Source organism: Hymenobacter taeanensis, assembly GCF_013137895.1.
Classification (GTDB): Bacteria; Bacteroidota; Bacteroidia; order Cytophagales; family Hymenobacteraceae; genus Hymenobacter; species Hymenobacter taeanensis.
Genome location: NZ_CP053538.1, coordinates 3,667,237 through 3,684,702 on the forward strand (window position 1 = coordinate 3,667,237; position 17,466 = coordinate 3,684,702).

General features: G+C 58.8%; 12 protein-coding genes and 1 riboswitch. Of the genes, 2 read left to right on the forward strand and 10 right to left on the reverse strand.

From position 1 onward, the window contains the following. Positions 1-127 precede the first annotated feature (127 nt). Positions 128-877 (forward strand): EcsC family protein, encoded by a 750-nt coding sequence (locus HMJ29_RS15390; RefSeq protein ID WP_171592320.1) that lies wholly within the window; start codon positions 128-130, stop codon positions 875-877. A 67-nt stretch (positions 878-944) separates the two neighbouring features. Here HMJ29_RS15390 and HMJ29_RS15395 read toward each other — a convergent pair whose 3' ends face one another. Both HMJ29_RS15395 and HMJ29_RS15400 read right to left on the reverse strand, forming a co-directional pair. After that, complete coding sequence (locus HMJ29_RS15395; protein WP_171592321.1) at positions 945-1,634, reverse strand: TIGR02117 family protein; 690 nt, start codon at positions 1,632-1,634, stop codon at positions 945-947. Positions 1,635-1,806: 172 nt separating this feature from the next. After that, positions 1,807-2,232: a DUF4890 domain-containing protein gene (locus tag HMJ29_RS15400; RefSeq protein WP_171592322.1), complete on the reverse strand. Its 426-nt coding sequence runs from the start codon at positions 2,230-2,232 to the stop codon at positions 1,807-1,809. A gap of 291 nt (positions 2,233-2,523) precedes the next feature. Further along, positions 2,524-2,616: riboswitch (SAM riboswitch) on the forward strand. Positions 2,617-2,985: 369 nt separating this feature from the next. Here HMJ29_RS15400 and HMJ29_RS15405 point away from each other — a divergent pair. After that, positions 2,986-4,440, forward strand: a complete 1,455-nt coding sequence (locus HMJ29_RS15405; protein ID WP_171592323.1) for an amino acid permease — start codon at positions 2,986-2,988, stop codon at positions 4,438-4,440. Between the two features lie 182 nt (positions 4,441-4,622). Here HMJ29_RS15405 and HMJ29_RS20710 read toward each other — a convergent pair whose 3' ends face one another. The 8 genes from HMJ29_RS20710 to HMJ29_RS15445 form a co-directional block, all read right to left on the reverse strand. Beyond that, entirely contained in the window at positions 4,623-6,137 is a 1,515-nt protein-coding gene (locus HMJ29_RS20710) for a TSUP family transporter (RefSeq protein WP_171592324.1), read from the reverse strand. 111 nt (positions 6,138-6,248) lie between these two features. Continuing rightward, the gene (locus HMJ29_RS15415) at positions 6,249-7,961 is read right to left on the reverse strand and encodes an NADPH-dependent assimilatory sulfite reductase hemoprotein subunit (protein ID WP_171592325.1); all 1,713 of its coding nucleotides are present in this window, start codon (positions 7,959-7,961) and stop codon (positions 6,249-6,251) included. A gap of 122 nt (positions 7,962-8,083) precedes the next feature. Beyond that, entirely contained in the window at positions 8,084-10,990 is a 2,907-nt protein-coding gene (locus HMJ29_RS15420) for a TonB-dependent receptor domain-containing protein (protein WP_171592326.1), read from the reverse strand. 344 nt (positions 10,991-11,334) lie between these two features. Further along, entirely contained in the window at positions 11,335-13,176 is a 1,842-nt protein-coding gene (locus tag HMJ29_RS15425) for an assimilatory sulfite reductase (NADPH) flavoprotein subunit (protein WP_171592327.1), read from the reverse strand. A 36-nt stretch (positions 13,177-13,212) separates the two neighbouring features. Next, on the reverse strand, positions 13,213-14,010 hold the full coding sequence (gene cobA / locus HMJ29_RS15430; RefSeq protein WP_171592328.1) for a uroporphyrinogen-III C-methyltransferase: 798 nt from the start codon (positions 14,008-14,010) through the stop codon (positions 13,213-13,215). A gap of 87 nt (positions 14,011-14,097) precedes the next feature. Continuing rightward, the gene (locus tag HMJ29_RS15435) at positions 14,098-15,384 is read right to left on the reverse strand and encodes a sulfate adenylyltransferase subunit 1 (protein WP_171592329.1); all 1,287 of its coding nucleotides are present in this window, start codon (positions 15,382-15,384) and stop codon (positions 14,098-14,100) included. A gap of 92 nt (positions 15,385-15,476) precedes the next feature. Then, complete coding sequence (cysD, locus tag HMJ29_RS15440) at positions 15,477-16,388, reverse strand: sulfate adenylyltransferase subunit CysD (protein ID WP_171592330.1); 912 nt, start codon at positions 16,386-16,388, stop codon at positions 15,477-15,479. A 163-nt stretch (positions 16,389-16,551) separates the two neighbouring features. Continuing rightward, positions 16,552-17,328, reverse strand: a complete 777-nt coding sequence (locus HMJ29_RS15445) for a phosphoadenylyl-sulfate reductase (protein WP_171592331.1) — start codon at positions 17,326-17,328, stop codon at positions 16,552-16,554. Positions 17,329-17,466: the final 138 nt, after the last annotated feature.

Below are 17,466 nucleotides of genomic sequence, written 5' to 3' on the forward strand. Positions count from 1 at the left end.
ATCAGTTGCCCAAACACACCGACAGTTTCCTTTTGTCGGCCGTTTGTTGGGTTGGGCCCTAGGCTTGGGCAGCAGGCTAAGCGTGCCCGGCACGGGGCTTTCGGCATATCTGCTTACTTTCAGAGCCATGATGCCCACCGAACAACTGGCCTACACCGAGCTGCGGGCCTGGCAGCGCAAAATGCAGCAGAAGCCCACGCTACTGAACCGCCTGGCGCGCCGCGTGCAGATACGGCTGAACGCGCTGTTGCCCGATCGGGTGCACGAGGCCATAACGGTGGCCATAAAGCAGATGGTGCGCGGGGTGTTGTTCGGCTCTACCTACATCACGCGCAAGCCCGTAGAAGCTGCACCTCTGGCAGACCGTGAAGCGGCCGTACGCACACGGGTGCGCTACTACCGCAACACGGCCGCCGCCGAAGGGGCCATTACCGGCGCGGGCGGCTTCCTGCTTGGCCTCGCCGATTTTCCCCTTTTGCTGAGTCTCAAGCTGAAGCTGCTCTTCGACATTGCGGCTTTGTATGGCTACGATGTGCAGGACTACACTGAGCGGCTTTATCTATTGCACGTTTTTCAGTTGGCATTCAGCAGCCAGCACACCCGCAATGAGGTGTACCGGCAACTCGCCGACTGGGAGGCCTACCGCCATACCTTGCCCGCTGATGTGCACGAGTTTGACTGGCGCACGTTTCAACAAGAGTACCGCGACTACATTGACCTGGCCAAAATGGCCCAATTAGTGCCGGTTATTGGGGCCGCGGTGGGAGCAGTGGCCAACTACCGGCTCTTGGAGCAGCTCGGCGACACGGCTATGAACTGCTACCGGATGCGGTATTTTCGGGAGTTGCCGGCGGGCGCGCAAGGGCAAACCGCCTAGACGCCTGCTCGATTGAACTCCCCTACTGATCGTAGTGAGGAACGATCGTGCGGCCGGGCCTGGGCCACTAGTTGCGGTACTGGTAGAAGATGCCGTTGTCGAAGGGCGTCCAGAGGCTGGCTTTCTGTCCGCAGTATTTCAGCGCATCGTTCGCCCAGGTATTGCAGGTATAGAACCAACCGTAAGTGCGGTGCGCTTCATAAAACGAGTCGTCGCGGCCGTAGCTGTGGCCCTCAATGTACATGGGCTGGCCTTGTGCATCGTACTTAAAGCTATCCTGAATATACCGGATCAGCTTGCGGTAGTCGTGGTGGCTGATGCTGATTTTTACGCAGTCTTCGCTCTCATGCATCTCCTGATAGAAGGTAGTGTGCATGGCCGAGGTGCCGAGGTAAAACATGGCTTTAAAGGCCGTGCTGGGCTTTAGCTCCGCCCAAGTGGGCGTGTCGAGGTAGAAGCCTTTGTCGCCCCACCCAAACCCGATGTACTGCATAGAGGGGTCGTTCGACTGCGTGTTTTTCAGCAGAATGGTTTCCGTCCAGTCGATGTACTTGCTGCGCGCCGGCACCACAATGTCCGTGTGCACTCCATTAGAGTAAATGTAGATGTCGACGTCGGTCAGAGGGTCGGTGCTTTTCTTGGGTACCGTAATGCGCGATAGTACCGCGGCGGAAACTAAGTAGAGGCCTAACGCGCCACCTAGGGTAGCAGCTACGTATCCGGTTGCTTTCAGGGCTTTGTGAAGTCCTTTTTCCATGTGTTGTACAAGTGGCAAAATCTTGCCGGGCGTGGGAGAAGAAGGGAAGCGATGTAGGCGCAATACGCGCGCAGGGGCTAGTGGTTAGAAATACGGCGCCCATTCAGTAGATAAGCCACAAAAAAAAGCCCCAACAAATTTGTTGGGGCTTAGGAGAATGAGTCAGGCCGGTTTAGCTTTTAGCCTTGCGCTGAGCTTTGTGCTTTTCAACTTTATCGGCACGAAGCTGAGCGTACTTAGTGTACTGGTCGGCACTCAGAATTTGCTTCAGCTGAGCTTCGTAGCTGGCCTTATCGGCCTTCATTTCCTGCTTGCGCGCATCAGTCTTACCGGCCGAGGCGTACTTGGCGCGGTTTGCCTGCATTTCCTGGTAGCGGGCAAGGTGCAGCTGACGCACTTTTTGGGTCTGCTCAGCCGAGAGGTTTAGCTGCTTAGCCAAGTGTTTGGCTTTTTGCTCAGCCTTTTGCTCGGGCGTTTTCTGGGTTTTACCAGCCTGCTCGGTTTTTACTTTGTGTTTGCCTTTGGCAGAAACAGTTTGGGCTGAAGCAATACCAGCCGAGAAAGAGAAAGCAGCGAGAAGAACAAGAACCTTTTTCATAAGACAGTATTTGTATTGTTAAATCAGAGAGTGGAAACAGGAGTAAGCTTAGATGCATCATCCGGGCTTCTGAGAGATGTATTTGCAACTCAAATGCCAACCTTTCCTTTTTATCTGATTTTTTGAAAAATAAAAAAAAGTCAATTTTCCTTTTAAACCTTCTGGTTGTTTGGCTGTCGGGCGCCGTTTGAAGTAGTGGGAGTGGCCTAGGCCACTGCCTGGGAGCATTTGTAAATGCGCACTAGCTGGTTGTACCTTTGCCCTACCAATTCTTTTTCGACCAAAGGATTGTTTTTATACAGAGGCGCTGAGAGACAGGCTCGATGAAGCGTCGGCAACCATCCGCAACTGCCGGAACGGTGCCAATTCCTGACCATATAAAAACAAGTTGCCGTGGATTTTCGCCCCTGCCGTACTGCCCGTTTTGTAGTTTCCGCTGCCTGCTTCGGTGTGCCCACCGTTGAGCAAGCCTGTTGTTGCGGTGGGTGTTGTTGCTGTTGAACCCGCAGCCCGTTTGCCTGTATCGCGTTAACGCGCAAGCCGCTTAAGCCGCGGTAGCGTTTTTCCCTCCCGTTTTTTTCTGGTTGTGCCGGCTGCTCCGGCACCGTGTCGGTTGGCACCACCCGTTTCGGCGGGGGCGTGATAAGCCAAACGCCTTGTGTTACTGAGCTGCTCCTGTGTACGCCACCGGCCGGCACCCCACAACCAGCCCCTTTACCTCACCGGCCAGCCGTGCGCTGGCATTCACTTTTTATGCTTAAAAAATCTCTGGAACTGCTGCGGCAGGAAGCGGCCGAAACGGGCGCTAACACCCTAAAGCGAAGTCTGAATGGCTTCAACCTAATTACCATTGGTATTGGGGTAATCATTGGGGCTGGTCTGTTCTCGCTCACTGGCATCGCCGCCGCCAACAATACCGGTCCGGCCATTACGCTCTCATTCATTGTGGCGGCCATTGGCTGCGCGTTTTCAGCGCTTTGCTACGCTGAGTTTGCCTCCATGGTGCCCGTGTCAGGCTCGGCCTACACGTACGCCTACGCTACCATGGGCGAGCTATTTGCCTGGATTATTGGCTGGGACCTGGTGCTGGAATACTCCGTAGGCGCCGCCACGGTAGCCATCAGCTGGTCGCAGTACCTGCTGAAGTTCCTCGACAAGTCGGGTATTCATTTGCCACCGCAGTTGGTGATGTCGCCGTTTGAAACCGCCAAGCTGGCCGACGGGAGCCTGGTGCACGGCTACGTGAATGTGCCGGCCATGCTGATTGTGGCGCTCATTACGCTCATCATTATTCGGGGCACCAAGGGCTCGGCGTGGTTTAATGGGCTGGTTGTAACGCTCAAGGTGGCAGTAGTATTGGTATTTATTGCCCTAGGCTGGCAGTACATTGATCCGGCCAACTACCATCCCTACATCCCGCAGAATACGGGCACGTTTGGTGAGTTTGGCTGGAGCGGCATTCTCCGCGGTGCCGGCGTAGTGTTCTTCGTGTTCATTGGCTTTGATATTGTGGCTACCATGGCCCAGGAAACCAAGAATCCGCAGCGCAACATGCCCATCGGTATCATTGGCTCCTTGGTTGTCTGCACCATTCTATTCGTGCTGTTCGGGCACGTGATGACTGGCCTAGCCAACTATACCGAGTTCAAGGGCAGCGCCGCGCCCGTGGCCATTGCCATTGAAAAAACGCCCTACGCCTGGCTGTCATCGGCTGTAATTCTGGCTATTATCATTGGCTACACTTCCGTAATTCTGGTGGATTTGCTGGGCCAGACCCGCGTGTTTTTCTCCATGGCAAAAGATGGGCTGCTGCCGCCCATATTTGCGCGCATTCATACCACCTTCCGTACGCCGCTGCAGTCTAGCCTGCTGCTAGGCCTGTTTATTGCGCTTTTCGCGGGCTTCGTGCCGATTTCAGTAGTGGGCGAAATGACGAGCATTGGCACATTGCTGGCCTTCGTGATGGTGTGCCTGGGCGTGCTGATTATGCGCAAGAAAGAGCCCAACGCCCCGCGTTCTTTCCGCACCCCCCTGGTACCTCTGGTGCCTATTCTCGGCATCCTGACCTGCCTGGTGATGATGGTGGCCCTGCCCTGGGAAACCTGGTTGCGCCTGGCCGTATGGCTGGCTATTGGGCTGGCTATCTACTTCGGCTATGGCAAAAAGCACAGTAAGCTGCGTGCTGAAGTGGAGCGGCAAGTGGCCTAGATTAGTCAGAAGTGCCAAGTGCAAAAAGCCGGACCAGGTCCGGCTTTTTTGTGGGTATCAGTTCAGCTGTTTGGCTACACTCACAACCGAGAAAGTTTAAACTAGAAACAGTATCAATAAACAGACACGCCCTGCTGATTAGCGGGGCGTGTCTGTTTATTGATAGTTAGGCACTACAGAAGCTACATAAACAGCTTCCGTAGCGCCCACAGGCTCCAGATAATTACCATCAGGCCCACGCCCACGAACATCCAGCGCACCGGAATGCGGCCGGCCAGGCGGGCGGCAAAAGGAGCCGCCGCTACGCCGCCCACAATGAGGCCCAGAATAACCTGCCAGTGCGAAATGCCCAGCGTAGCGAAGAAGGTAACGGCGCTGGCAAACGTCACGAAGAACTCCGTGACGCTCACTGAGCCAATGACATACTGCGGCGTTCGGCCACCGGCAATGAGCGTGCTTGTAACAAGGGGGCCCCAGCCGCCCCCGCCGAAGGAGTCAAGGAAGCCTCCGGCGGCAGCCAACAGGCCTAGCTTCTTGTGCTTCTTGCGTGGGCCGGGCTTGGAAAAGGCTTTGGAAATAATACGGATACCCAGCAGCAGCAGGTAGGCCGCCAGGAGAGGCTTCACGTACCCCGCGTATGTTTCGCCGAACTTCGACAGCAAATAAGCCCCCGTAATGGCCCCAAGTACCCCCGGGATGATGAGGGCTTTGAACAAGCGCTTGTTCACGTTGCCAAAGCGGTAGTGGTGGTAGCCCGAGGCGCCGCTGGCAAACATTTCGGCGGTGTGAATGCTGGCACTCACGGCTGCGGGGGCAATGTTCATGCTCATCAAACTGATGGCCGTTACCACGCCGTAACCCATGCCCAGCAGCCCGTCAATCAGCTGCGCTCCAAACCCAATGGCCACGAAAATGTAGAACATCTTAGCGTTGGTGGCCACGCCCCATACCTGGTTCCAGGTGATGTAGTAGGAGAGGATGTTGAAGACCAGCAAGCCCGCAAAGGCCAGCAGGGCCCCCGTAGCCCGGCGCCGCCACTGCGCCGCCGCCGGCGACTCATACGTTGGGCCGCCGGTAAGCTCGGCCGTTACGGCATTCAGCGACTTTACCTTGTGGGCGAAGTCGCCGCCCACTTTGTCCCGAATCACGGACATGCGCTGGAGCACCTCGTGCAACTCATCGGGGAGGGCGGAGGTCAGCATTTCCCGCAGGCGCTTAGCAATGGTCGGTGACTTGCCGTTGGTGCTGATGGCTATTTTCAGGTCGCCTTTCTGCACAATAGAGCCCAGGTAAAAGTCGCAGGCAGCGGGCGTGTCGGCCACGTTGCAGAGCAGGCGCTGGCGGTTAGCATCGGCCTTTATGCGCAGGTTCAGCTCCTTATCGTCGGTGGCCACAAGTACCAGGTCGTGGCCAACGAGGTCGGTGGTTTGGTAGGCCTGCTCGCGCAGCTGCACGGCCGGGTGCCTCGCCGCCAGCTCCAGGAGCTGATCTGAAAAATACGTGGCTACCACCGTCACGGCCGTGGCCGGGCTATTAGCAAGGATGGCCGCTAACTTCTCGTGGCCTACGTTGCCGCCGCCCACCAACAAAACGTGCAGCTGCTCCATCTTCAAGAAGATGGGAAACAGTCGGTTAGAACCGCTGGCGGCGGGCACTATGTCAGGCACGCTGGGAACGGTAGTTTCGGCTGTGTTCATAGCACGGTAGAGAGGTTGTGAAAGGTAAAATAGACAAAAGCACTGATTTATTTGTGCTTAAGGCGGAGTTCGGTGGTCAGGATAGTGCGTCAGCTGAGCGCCAGGATAGGCCTAGACGTGGAAATTCAGCCCGTGGGTAGTCGGCTGCACGTAGCCCTGCCGAATGACAAAGTCACCGAACCGCTCCTGCGGCTGGCGGTGTTGGGCGTAGTCTTGGAGCAGGGGCGTGAGGGTTTCCACAATGCCGTCTTCGTCCAACATCTCCTTGTAGAGCTTGTTCATTCGCTCCCCGTTGAAGCCGGCCCCCAGGTAGAGGTTGTAGCGGCCCACGGCCCGGCCTACCAGCCCAATCTCGCCCAGGTATGGGCGGGCACAGCCGTTGGGGCAGCCGGTCATCCGAATGATAATATCGTCCTGCAACAGGCCTAGCTCCGCCAGTACCCCATCGAGGCGGTCAATGAGCTGTGGAATGTAGCGCTCTGCCTCCGCGAAGGCCAGGGAGCAGGTATTGAGGGCCACGCAGGCCAGCGCCCCCCGGCGCAGGCCCGAGTAGTGGGCCGCCTCCGTCTGGATGCCGTGCGCGGCCAGCGTAGTCTGCACCAACAGCTTGTGCTCAGGAGCCACGTTGGCCAGAATGAGGTTCTGGTTGCCGGTAAGGCGGAAGTCGCCGGTATGGAAACGGGAAATTTCGCGCAGGGCAGTTTTCAGCTCCTGGCCGGGGCGGTCGGCAATGCGGCCACCTTCCACAAATAAGGTCAGGTGCTGGGCGCCATCGGGGCCAGTAGTCCAGCCGAAAGCGTCGCCGGAGCTCTTGAACTCGTAGGCGCGGGCGGGCTCCAGGTCGAAGCCCAGGCGCTGGTTGAGCTCCTGCTTGAACACGTCGAGGCCTACCCGGTCGAGGGTGTATTTGAGGCGCGAGAACTTGCGGTTTTCGCGGTTGCCCCAGTCGCGCTGAATGGTTACCACCTTCTCGCACACATCCACCACCTTATCGGCGGGCACGTAGCCGATGAGGTCGCCAAGGCGCGGGTAGGTTTCGGGCATCCCGAAGGTCATGCCCATGCCACCACCAACCGCCACGTTGAAGCCCAGCAGCCGGCCCTGGTCTTCAATGGCAATCAGTCCGAGGTCGTTGGCGAAGATGTCGGTGTCGTTGTGGGGCGGCACGGCCAGCGCAATCTTGAACTTACGGGGCAGGTAAGTCTTACCATAAATCGGCTCGAAGTCACCTTCGCCCTCATTGGGCACGCTGCTGTACTCCGGTTCGCCATCCAGCCACAGCTCCCAGTACGCCGAGGTGCGCGGCGTGAGGTGGGCGCCAATGGCTTTTGTGATTTCATACACCTCCTCGTGCACCTTGCTTTGGTGCGGGTTGGGGTTAAACATCACGTTGCGGTTCACGTCGCCGCACCCCGAAATGCTGTCCAACAGTACGGCATTAAAGCCTTGAATGGTCTTTTTAAGGTTGCGCTTGAGCACGCCATGCAGCTGAAAGGCCTGGCGGGTGGTAAGCTTGAGGGTGCCGTTGCCGTACTGGTCGGCCAAGGCATCCATCCGTTCCCACTGGGCCGCGGAGGCCACGCCGCCGGGCACGCGCACCCGAATCATGAGGGAGTAAAGGGGCTCCAGCTTCTGGCGCTTCCGCTCACTGTCCAGGTCGCGGTCGGTTTGCTGGTAGGAGCCGTGGAATTTGATGAGGTGAGTATCGTCGGGGTTGAGGGCACCGGTGAGCGGTGCCACGATGCTCTCAGCCAAGGTGCCGCGCAGGTAGTTGCTGGCATCCTTGACGTGTTCTACTTCGGAAAGTTTTTGGGTATCAGCCATGTAGGTGACCCCACCCCAACCCCTCTCCTCCGGGAGAGGGGGCTTTAGCCTTAGTTAACCAGAAACAAGAGCTCTGGCACTAGAGCCTCTCCCGGAGGGGAGGGGTTGGGGTGAGGAGTTAGTTAGTGTAAAACAGTGTTGTCAAAAGTCAATGCCACGTAGTAGAGGCCCCCGATGGTGGGGCCGGCGGCGTATTGGATGTAGCGGTTGTTGAGCAGGTTGGCACTGCCCATTTTGAGGGTTGATTTCAGGGTGGGGATGCGCACGTTCACCTGGGCATCAATAGTCTGGTAGGCGGGCACGCGGCCGTTGGCCAGAGGGCTTTCCCAGTAGAAAGTGCTTTGGTGGCGCCATACCACGTTGAAGCCCACATTGCGCACCACCTCGCGGTTGCCAAACGACAGGTTAGTGGCCCAATGCGGCGTGTTGAAGCCCGTCACAAAAATGTCGGACTGCTTGTTGGCCGAGAGGGCGTTGTAATTGACGTTGCCGCCGAAGGTGAATTTCTCGTAGAAGTTGTAGGTAATGCCCAGCGTAGAGCCGTAGCTGTGGTAGTTGTTGAGGGCGTTGGTATACACGCGGTAGCGGTCCTGGCGGGCACCGCGGTTGGTGTTGAGGGCTGCCAGCACAGCATCATCAGAGCCCACGGTTACTTGCTGGCCTGCTGCATTCTTGGGCACGCTCACTTCTACCTGGCCTAGGAAACCGGAGTACACATTGTAGTACGCATCAGCATCAATCGACACGCGGTTATCGAACAGCACACTGCGGTAGCCCACCTCGTAGGCATTAATCTGCTCAGGCTGCTCCGTGGGCAGGTTACCCACTTTCAGCAAGTAGCAAATTTCGGGGCGCAAGGCAGCCTGCGAAGCCGTGGTACCTGCGTTGGCGGCTACGTAGGCATTTACGGCAGCATTGAAAGTGGTGATGGACGCCAGCGTATAAGAGTTGTCGAGGTAGTTCAGGCCTTCGTTCACGCGGGCTAGGCCACCCACGCGGCGCACGTTGCCGTTGTTCACAAACGACAGCGCCTCAAACAGAGACGGGAAACGCCAGCCGTTCTGGTACGAAGCCCGGAAGTTGTGCTTGTCGGCCAGCGTATATACTGCGGCTACCCGTGGGTTCAGCTTGGGGTCAAACTCCGGGTTATAGTCGGCGCGCAGGGAGACGGTCAGCTTAAGCTTGTTGTTGAGCAGCAGGCGGGTAGCCTGGGCGAAGCCGCCAACTTTCTTGTAGTATTGGTTGTCGCCGCCGGGCGTGGTGCGCTCCGCAAGTGGCCTACTGAAATCCACGAAGTTGTTGCCGTCCGGAATCACCTCGTACAGGCGGGCATCAGCGCCAATCACTACATCGGCAAACTTCACGCGCTGCCCGATGTTCCAGATGCCCTCGGTGTGGTAAGTGCGGCTTTGCTGCGTGAGGGCCGCGCCACCGGGGATGGGGGCGCCCGGCACGTTCACGCCGCTGTCCCAGTTGTTGGTGTGCACAATCTGGTTTTTGAGCGCATCGAAGGCCGGAGTTCCTGGAATGGCCCGACCAGCATCGGCCACCACGCGGGCCTGCTGCATGGCGGCTGCTAGCCCACTGCCTGCGCTTAGCTGGCTCTGCAGCTCCGTCCGGAACTTGGTGCCCCAGGCGGCATTGGAGCCGTTTTGCAGATCAAGGTTTAGGGCCAGTGGGTTGAGGTTGTAGGAGTCGCCGGTATTCTCGATAAGCATATAGGCGCGGGCCGTAAAATCCTCGCCCTTCAGCTCTATTTTGTGGTTTTGCACCGTTACGCCGTCTAGCTGAATCTTATTACCGCGCTGGAATACGCCATCCATCAGCCCAAACCGGTAGCCGTAGCTCAGTTCCAGCTTTTCCGTGAGCTTGTAGTGCAGACTGGCATCGGCCTTGATGTTGCGCACGATGGGGTTTACCAAATCACGCTCGTAGTAGCCCGTGCGGCGCACGTTGAACGTCTCGTTGCGGCCGTTATAAGGAATTGTGATGGACACGTTGCCGGCGTTGTCGTCGCCGTAGCGGTTCCAGAGGTCGGCGGCGGGGTTGTTGGCACCGCTCAGCTCCGAGAAGCGAGGGTTGGCCGAGGCCGCTGTTTGTGGGTTCTGGTCGGTTTGAGTATTGGCCAGCCAGTCGGTGCCGCGCAGGTAGCTCAGGTTAACTTTGTAGGCCAGTCGCTGTGCCGGGCCCACCACCTGCGCCCAGCGCACGGCCGTTTCGGTGAGGGCACTCGGGTCGCGGTCTTTGCCATCTACGTGGTTCACGCCTACCTTTTGGTACACGCTCAGACCCTGGTAGCTGAAAGGGCTTTTGGTAGTGAGGTTGGCCATGCCGTTGATGGCGTTCATGCCATACAGCGCCGACGCCGCACCGGGCGTAATTTCCACGCTGGCAATATCCAGCTCCGTCGGCCCAATGGCGTTGCCCAGCGGCACGCCCAGGGTGGCGGCCTGCATATCCACACCATCCACGAGCTGCATGAAACGGAAGTTGTTGGGGGTATTGAAGCCGCGCGTATTGGGCACTTTAAACGTGAGTGAACTGGTGGTCATCTGCACGCCTTTTACATTTCCAAGGGCATCGTAAAAGCTAGGCGCAGGCGTTTCTTTGATGGCTCGAATGTCGAGCTTCTCAATAGCCACCGGCGACTTCAGGCGGCTCTCATCTACCCTCGAAGCCGATACCACCACCTCGTTCACCAGCACTGCCTTCGACTCCAGCTTCACGGCAATGGGCTGGCTGCCGCTGGCAATTTCCAGCTCCCGTGATTCGTAGCCGATAAAGTTAAACACCAGCGTAAACGGAAACCGCAGCTTCGCCTGCAGGGCAAACGTGCCATCGGCCTCACTCAGCGTACCCACGGCCCCACCTTTCACGCTGATGCTCACGCCCGGCAGGGGCTGTTGGTTGGTGTTGTCGCGCACGGTACCGCTAATGGAGATTAAGGGTTCTTGGGCGTTAGCCGACAGGATGCTCACGAACAACAAGAGCAGGAGCAACCAGAAAGAAGCATAGTACTGCTTCAGCATATAGAAGGTGTTTTGGAGTAAAGGATGTGCAGTTGGCGGGGCCGTAGGCCAGTGGATGAGGGCGCAGGAGCCGCTCAACCGGCGGCTACCAGCAGCAGCAACATCGCTTTATCAGGACACGCATCTAATTGGTATGGAGTAGGTTGGTTAAGGTTCGTCACGTCGAGCGGAGTCGAGACATCTCGCGTGCTGACGGCGGAGTGTAGAGGCGCAATATTTTGCGACTCGTCATTGCTGATGTTGTTTAGTCTGCATCATTTTAGACCAGTCATTCTGCAGTGGGTCGTTCAACTACGAGACACAAAATGTTGCGTCTCTACAGTGTTTAATGGCCTTTTAGTAGCCTAGTACACGTCTTCCAAAAAGCGGCGCGACTTCTTCAGCTTCTTTAGGTACTCAGCGGCATACTCTTCGCCTAGGCCACTTTCCTGCCCGATGACGGTGAGCAGAGCGCGCTGCACATCGGCGGCCATGCGGGTTTTGTCACCGCATACGTAGAAGTAGGCGCCGTTTTCGAGCTGGTCGTAGAGGCGGCGGCCCTGCTCCAGCAGGCGGTGCTGGATGTATACTTTCTGCTCCTGGTCGCGGGAGAAAGCCACGTCGAGGCGGTCCAGCGTGCCTTTTTTCAGGTGCTGCTGCCACTCCGTCTGATACAGGAAGTCGGTGGTGAAGTGGGGGTTGCCGAACACCAGCCAGTTGCGGCCCGCTGCTCCCGTTTCGGCCCGCTCTTCCACGAAAGCCCGGAACGGAGCTACGCCCGTGCCGGCGCCCACCATGATGATATCGGTGGCGCCATCCTGGGGCAGCTTGAAGTACTCGTTGCGGTCAACCCACACGCGGGCGGTGTCGCCCAGGTTGAGGTGGTCGGCCTGGTACACCGAGCAAGCGCCGTGCTTGTCGCGGCCGTAGGCCTGGTACCGCACGGCGCCCACGGTTAGGTGCACTTCCTCAGGGTGGGCAAGCAAGCTACTGGCAATGGAGTACGCGCGGGCGGGCAGGGGCCGGAGCACCGCCGCCAACTGCTGCCCTGAAAGCTCCACCGGAAACTCGGTGAGCAGGTCCGCCACATCGCGGCCGTAGAGGTAGGCTGGCAGTTGCGCTTTATCAGCCAGAATTTCGCGCAAACGGCCATGCTGCGGAGCCAGGGCGGCGTAGCGCTCCAGCACGTCGCGCGTCACTACGGATAATTCCAGATGCTCGGTCAGGACGCTGGTCAGGTCCAGCTCGGTGCTTTCCAGGCGCACGGGGGCGCTGGCGTTCAGGTGAGCAGCCTGCAACACTTCCTCCACCAGGGCGGGGCGGTTCGTGGGCTGCACCATCAGGGCGTCGCCGGCTTCGTACTGAATGCCGGAGCCTTCCAGCGAAAATTCCAGGTGGTAGGTTTCCTTCGTGGAGCCGCGGCCATTGAGCTGGATTTTCTCCAGCAACGGCGCCTGAAATGGGTTACGGCTAGTGTAGGCCACCGCAGCCGGTGCGGTTAGGCCACCCGGCAGCACCCCAGACAGCGCCGCCGGCGCGGCGGCTACTGCTACCGGCGCTGGTGCTGCTGAGGCCGACTTTGCTAGAACTTCCAGTACCTGGGCGGCCCACTTGCGGGTTTCGTCCTCAAACTCCACGTCGCAGTCTACGCGCTCCAGCAGGCGCTTACCACCCAGCTCAGCCAGGCGCTGGTCGAACTCAAAGCCGGTCTGGCAGAACTGCAGGTAGCTTTTATCACCGAGCGCCAGGACGGCGTACTGCAGCTCCGGCAGCTTGGGGGCCCGGGCGCTCAGCAGAAACTGATGCAGCTCCTCGGCCGCAATGGGTGGGTCGCCTTCGCCCTGGGTGCTCACTACCACCAGCAGTTGCTGCTCGGTTTTAAGATCCCTAGTGGGGTAGTCGTTCATGTCGCGCACCGTGGCGGTCAGGCCTTTCTGGCGCGCTATTTCCGCCGTAATGGTTGCGGCCTTCTTGCTATTGCCGGTCTGGGAGCCGTACAGAATAGTAAGCTGAGCCGGGCCAGCCGGAGCGGTGGCGGCAACTGCCGCGCCCGGCTGAGTGGCCGGCGCCGGCTGACCCGCCGCGGCCCGCCCGTAGAGGTAGCCGCTCAGCCAGAGCAGCTGCTGCTCGGTAAGCCCGGCCGTCAGCTGCTGAAGTGTGGCCTCATCGAAGCCAATGGGAAGAATAGGGGAAGGAGCAGTGGTCATGGAACAGGAAAAAGCGGCGCGACGAGCGCAAAAAGGTTAGGCAACTTCGGCGTAGGCCGGCAGCAGAGCGAAAACATCGGTTGGCAGTGTCCCCGTCAGGTTTTCAGCAGTGGCTAAGCGGGTCACTTCGCCTACCAGAATAATGGCCGGCGCCCCAATACCAGCCTGCTTGGCCAGGGCTGGCAACTGGGCTACCGGGCCAGCCACGAAGCGAGCCGTAGGCAGGGTGCCGTTTTGCACAATAGCCGCCGGCGTATCGGCTTGGCCGTGTTGAGTATAGAGGGCTACAATGCGGTTCAGCTCCCCCAGGCCCATCAGAATGACGGTGGTAGAGCGGGAGCGGGCGGCCTCGGCTACGCTTGCGGACAGCTCACCGGTGGCAGTAGTGGCTGTAATCACCCGGAAGCCTTCACTAGCGCCGCGGTGTGTTACGGGAATGCCCACGCTGCCTGCTGCTGCCACGGCGCTACTAATACCGGGCACGTAATCAGTGGCTAGGCCATGCTGCTCAGCGTAGAGCATTTCTTCGCGGCCGCGGCCAAACACAAACGGGTCGCCGCCCTTCAAGCGCACTACATGTCCGTATTGATGAGCATATTCCACAATCAGGGCGTTGATTTCTTCCTGACTGTAGCTGCGGAGGCCCCGGCGCTTGCCCACGAAAATGGTGAGGGCATCGGGGCGGGCGTGCTGCAGCAAATCGTTGTTAGCCAGCGCGTCGTAGAGGATTACATCGGCCTCACCCAGCACCCGCGCCCCCTTAAGCGTGAGCAGCTCCGGGTCGCCGGGGCCGGCGCCAAGCACTGTAAGATGGGGTGTTTTGGTGGTTGACATAGAAGGTAGAGCTGAGATGTGAGAGCTTAGAACGGAGAGGATATAGGCCTGGAAAGACTCTCCGTTCTAAGCTCTCACGTCTAATTTCTAGATTGAAAAGGCTACCGGTGGCGCTACCGGCGCGGTGAAATACTCGGAGTTGGCGGCTTCGACAAGGCCAGCCGCCACGGTGTCGCCGCTCAGCTCATCCACCAGAATAAAGGACCCGGAAACCCGGTTTTCCTGGTAAGTATCAACGGCCAAGGGGAGGGCGGTTTTGATACGCACCCGCACGATATCGTTGAGCTGAGCTGATTCGGCGGCGGCTTTGGCGAAGGTTTGCACGTTTACCTTGTAGAGGATAGCCGGAATGGCCGCCTTCACCAGCGTGGAATGATGTTGCACTAGCAGCTTGCGGCCCGGCCACAGGGGCTGTTCACTCATCCAGCACAGGGTGGCCTCCAGCTCCCGCGTAATGGTGGGCTGCTGGCCTAGGGGCACGATAGAGTCGCCGCGGCTTACGTCCACATCATCGCGCAGCCGAATAACTACGGCCTGGGGTGCCGCCGCCGCTTCTACTTCCTGCTGGCTGACTTCCAGCGCTTCAATCTCCGATTCCAGCCCCGAAGGCAGCACCAGTACCCGGTCGCCCCGGCGGTATTCGCCGCTTTGAATCTGGCCAGCGTAACCCCGGTAATCGGGTAGCTCCGCCGTTTGGGGCCGAATGACATACTGCACCTGGAAGCGGGGCTCCGCGGATCGTTCCAGCGTACCGGGCACGCTTTCCAGGTGTTCCAATAGGCTGGGGCCGGTGTACCAGGGCAGGTGCGTAGAATGCGTTACTACGTTATCGCCCTGCAAGGCGCTAAGCGGAATGGCTACGGCCGCCGGCAGATTGAAATGGTTGGTGAGCTCGGCGTAATCGGTGGCAATTTTGGCGAAAACAGCCTCATCGTAGCCTACCAAATCCATTTTGTTCACGGCCAGCACGAAGTGGCGGATGCCCAGCAGCGCCGCAATCAGCGTGTGGCGGCGGGTCTGCTCAATCACGCCCTGGCGAGCATCTACCAGCACAATGGCTAGGTCGGCGTTGCTGGCGCCGGTTACCATGTTGCGGGTGTACTGCACGTGGCCGGGCGCATCGGTGATGATGAACTTGCGGCGGGGCGTGGTGAAGTACTTGTAGGCCACGTCAATCGTGATGCCCTGCTCACGCTCAGCACGGAGGCCATCGGTCAGCAGCGCCAGATCCACGGTGCCGTTTGAAGCCTGCCGCTTCTCCAGAGCCGCCAGCACGTCCAGCGATACTGATTCGGAATCGTAAAGCAAACGCCCAATCAAGGTGCTTTTGCCGTCGTCAACGCTGCCACACGTGATAAATCGAAGTAAGTCCATGAGGTGAAATTGTGAGGTTGTGAAATTGTGAGTTGGTCGTTTAGGTGAAGTGTGTTGTCTGTTCACAACATCACCTTTCACAACTTCACCACTTAGAAATAGCCGTTGCGCTTGCGGTCTTCCATGCCGGCTTCCGAGATGTTGTCGTCGAGGCGGGTGGCGCCCCGCTCGCTTACTTTGGCCAGCAGCAGATCCTGAATAATATCTTCCACGGTGCTGGCGTCGCTCTCCACAGCAGCAGTACAGGTAGAGTCGCCCACGGTGCGGAAGCGGACCTGACGCGTCACAATTTCATCGTCGTCATCAAGCTGCAGGTGCTCGGAGAGGCCTAGGAGCTGGCCCGAGGGCAGCACCACGCAGGTGCGCTCGTGACCGAAGTAGATGTCGGGCAGCTGGATGTTTTCGCGCTGAATGTAGCGCCACACGTCCAGCTCGGTCCAGTTAGAAATGGGGAACACGCGCACGTTTTCGCCCTTCTGGATGCGGCCGTTGTACACGTTCCAGAGCTCGGGGCGCTGGCGCTTGGGGTCCCACTGGCCAAACTCATCTCGCACGGAGAAGATGCGCTCCTTGGCGCGGGCCTTTTCCTCGTCGCGGCGGGCCCCGCCAATGCAGGCGTCGAACTCAAACTCCTCGATTACCTCCAGCAGCGTGTAAGTCTGCAGGGGGTTGCGGCTGGGATACTTGCCGCCCGGCTCCCGCAGGCGCTGGCGCTTAATGGTTTCTTCCACGCTGCGCACAATAAGCTTTTCGCCGAGGCGGGCGGCCAGCTCATCGCGGTAGTCCAATACCTCCGGGAAGTTGTGACCGGTATCCACGTGCACCAGCGGGAAAGGGAAACGGCCGGGGCGAAAGGCTTTTTCGGCCAACCGCGTGAGCACGATGGAGTCTTTGCCGCCCGAAAACAGCAGGGCGGGACGCTCAAACTGGCCCGCCACTTCCCGCAGGATATGAATAGCTTCGGCTTCCAGCCGGTCGAGGTAATCGAAATGAGGGGTACTCATAGAAAGAGTCTGTTTTGAATCCTTTGTTATGCTGAGCGCAGCTGAAGCATCTCTGCCGCTTCATTACTGTACTAGGCCAGTTGGTTAGCCAGAGGGAGAGATGCTTCGGCTGCGCGGACGCCAGATCAAGCAGGACGTTCTAAGCTTTGCCAAATCACCTAGTCTAGCCCGCGGGCACTGGCTCCACCACCGGGTCGGGGCCATCGTGGTGGGTAGTGGCGTGTAGGCCACATTCCTTGGCGGAAAGGTCTTCCCACCACCAGCGGCCGGCCCGGAAATCCTCGCCTGGCTTAATAGCGCGGGTGCAGGGGGCGCAGCCAATGCTTACGAAGCCCTGCTGGTGCAGCGGATTTACCGGAATGCTGTTTTCCTGGGCGTAGGCCACGGCTTGCTCCCAGGTCCAGTCGAAGAGGGGGTGAACTTTGGTTAGCTCATGGGCGGCATCCCACTCCACGGGATCCATGGTTTGCCGGTTCTGCGACTGCTCAGCCCGGATGCCGGTAACCCAGGCCTGCTGCCCTGCCAGGGCCCGGTTCAGGGGCTCCACCTTCCGGATGTAGCAGCACTCCTTGCGGTTATCGACGCTCTCGTAGAAGCTGTTGGGGCCTTTGGCGAGGAGCAAATCCTGCACACTTTCCTGGCGCGGGAAGTACACCTCAATGGGCTGCTCGTACTTCAGCAGAGTCTTATTCCAGATAGAGTAGGTCTCCTGAAAATTGCGCCCGGTGTCCAGCGTGAATACCTTGATAGGTAGCCCATTCGCGAAAATCAAGTGGCTGATAATCTGATCTTCCAGCCCGAAGGAAGTAGAGAAGACGGCTTTGCCGGGGAAGTGCTCTGCCACCAGACGTAAGCGCTCCAGGGCGGTAGCAGATGTGAGCCGAAGGCGCAGGTCGTCGAGCACGGGCAGGACGGCCGGCGCAGCAGATGCTGCAGACATAACAAGAAGAGAAGTGAGGAGTGGCCACCGTAAGGGCAGCAGTCCGGCCGAAAATGGCCCAGGCAGTAAGGCATCGTCGCGGCGCGACAGGTGCACAATTTCGCCGGGCGAAAAAGGCGGGTGCAGACGATTCAGCCG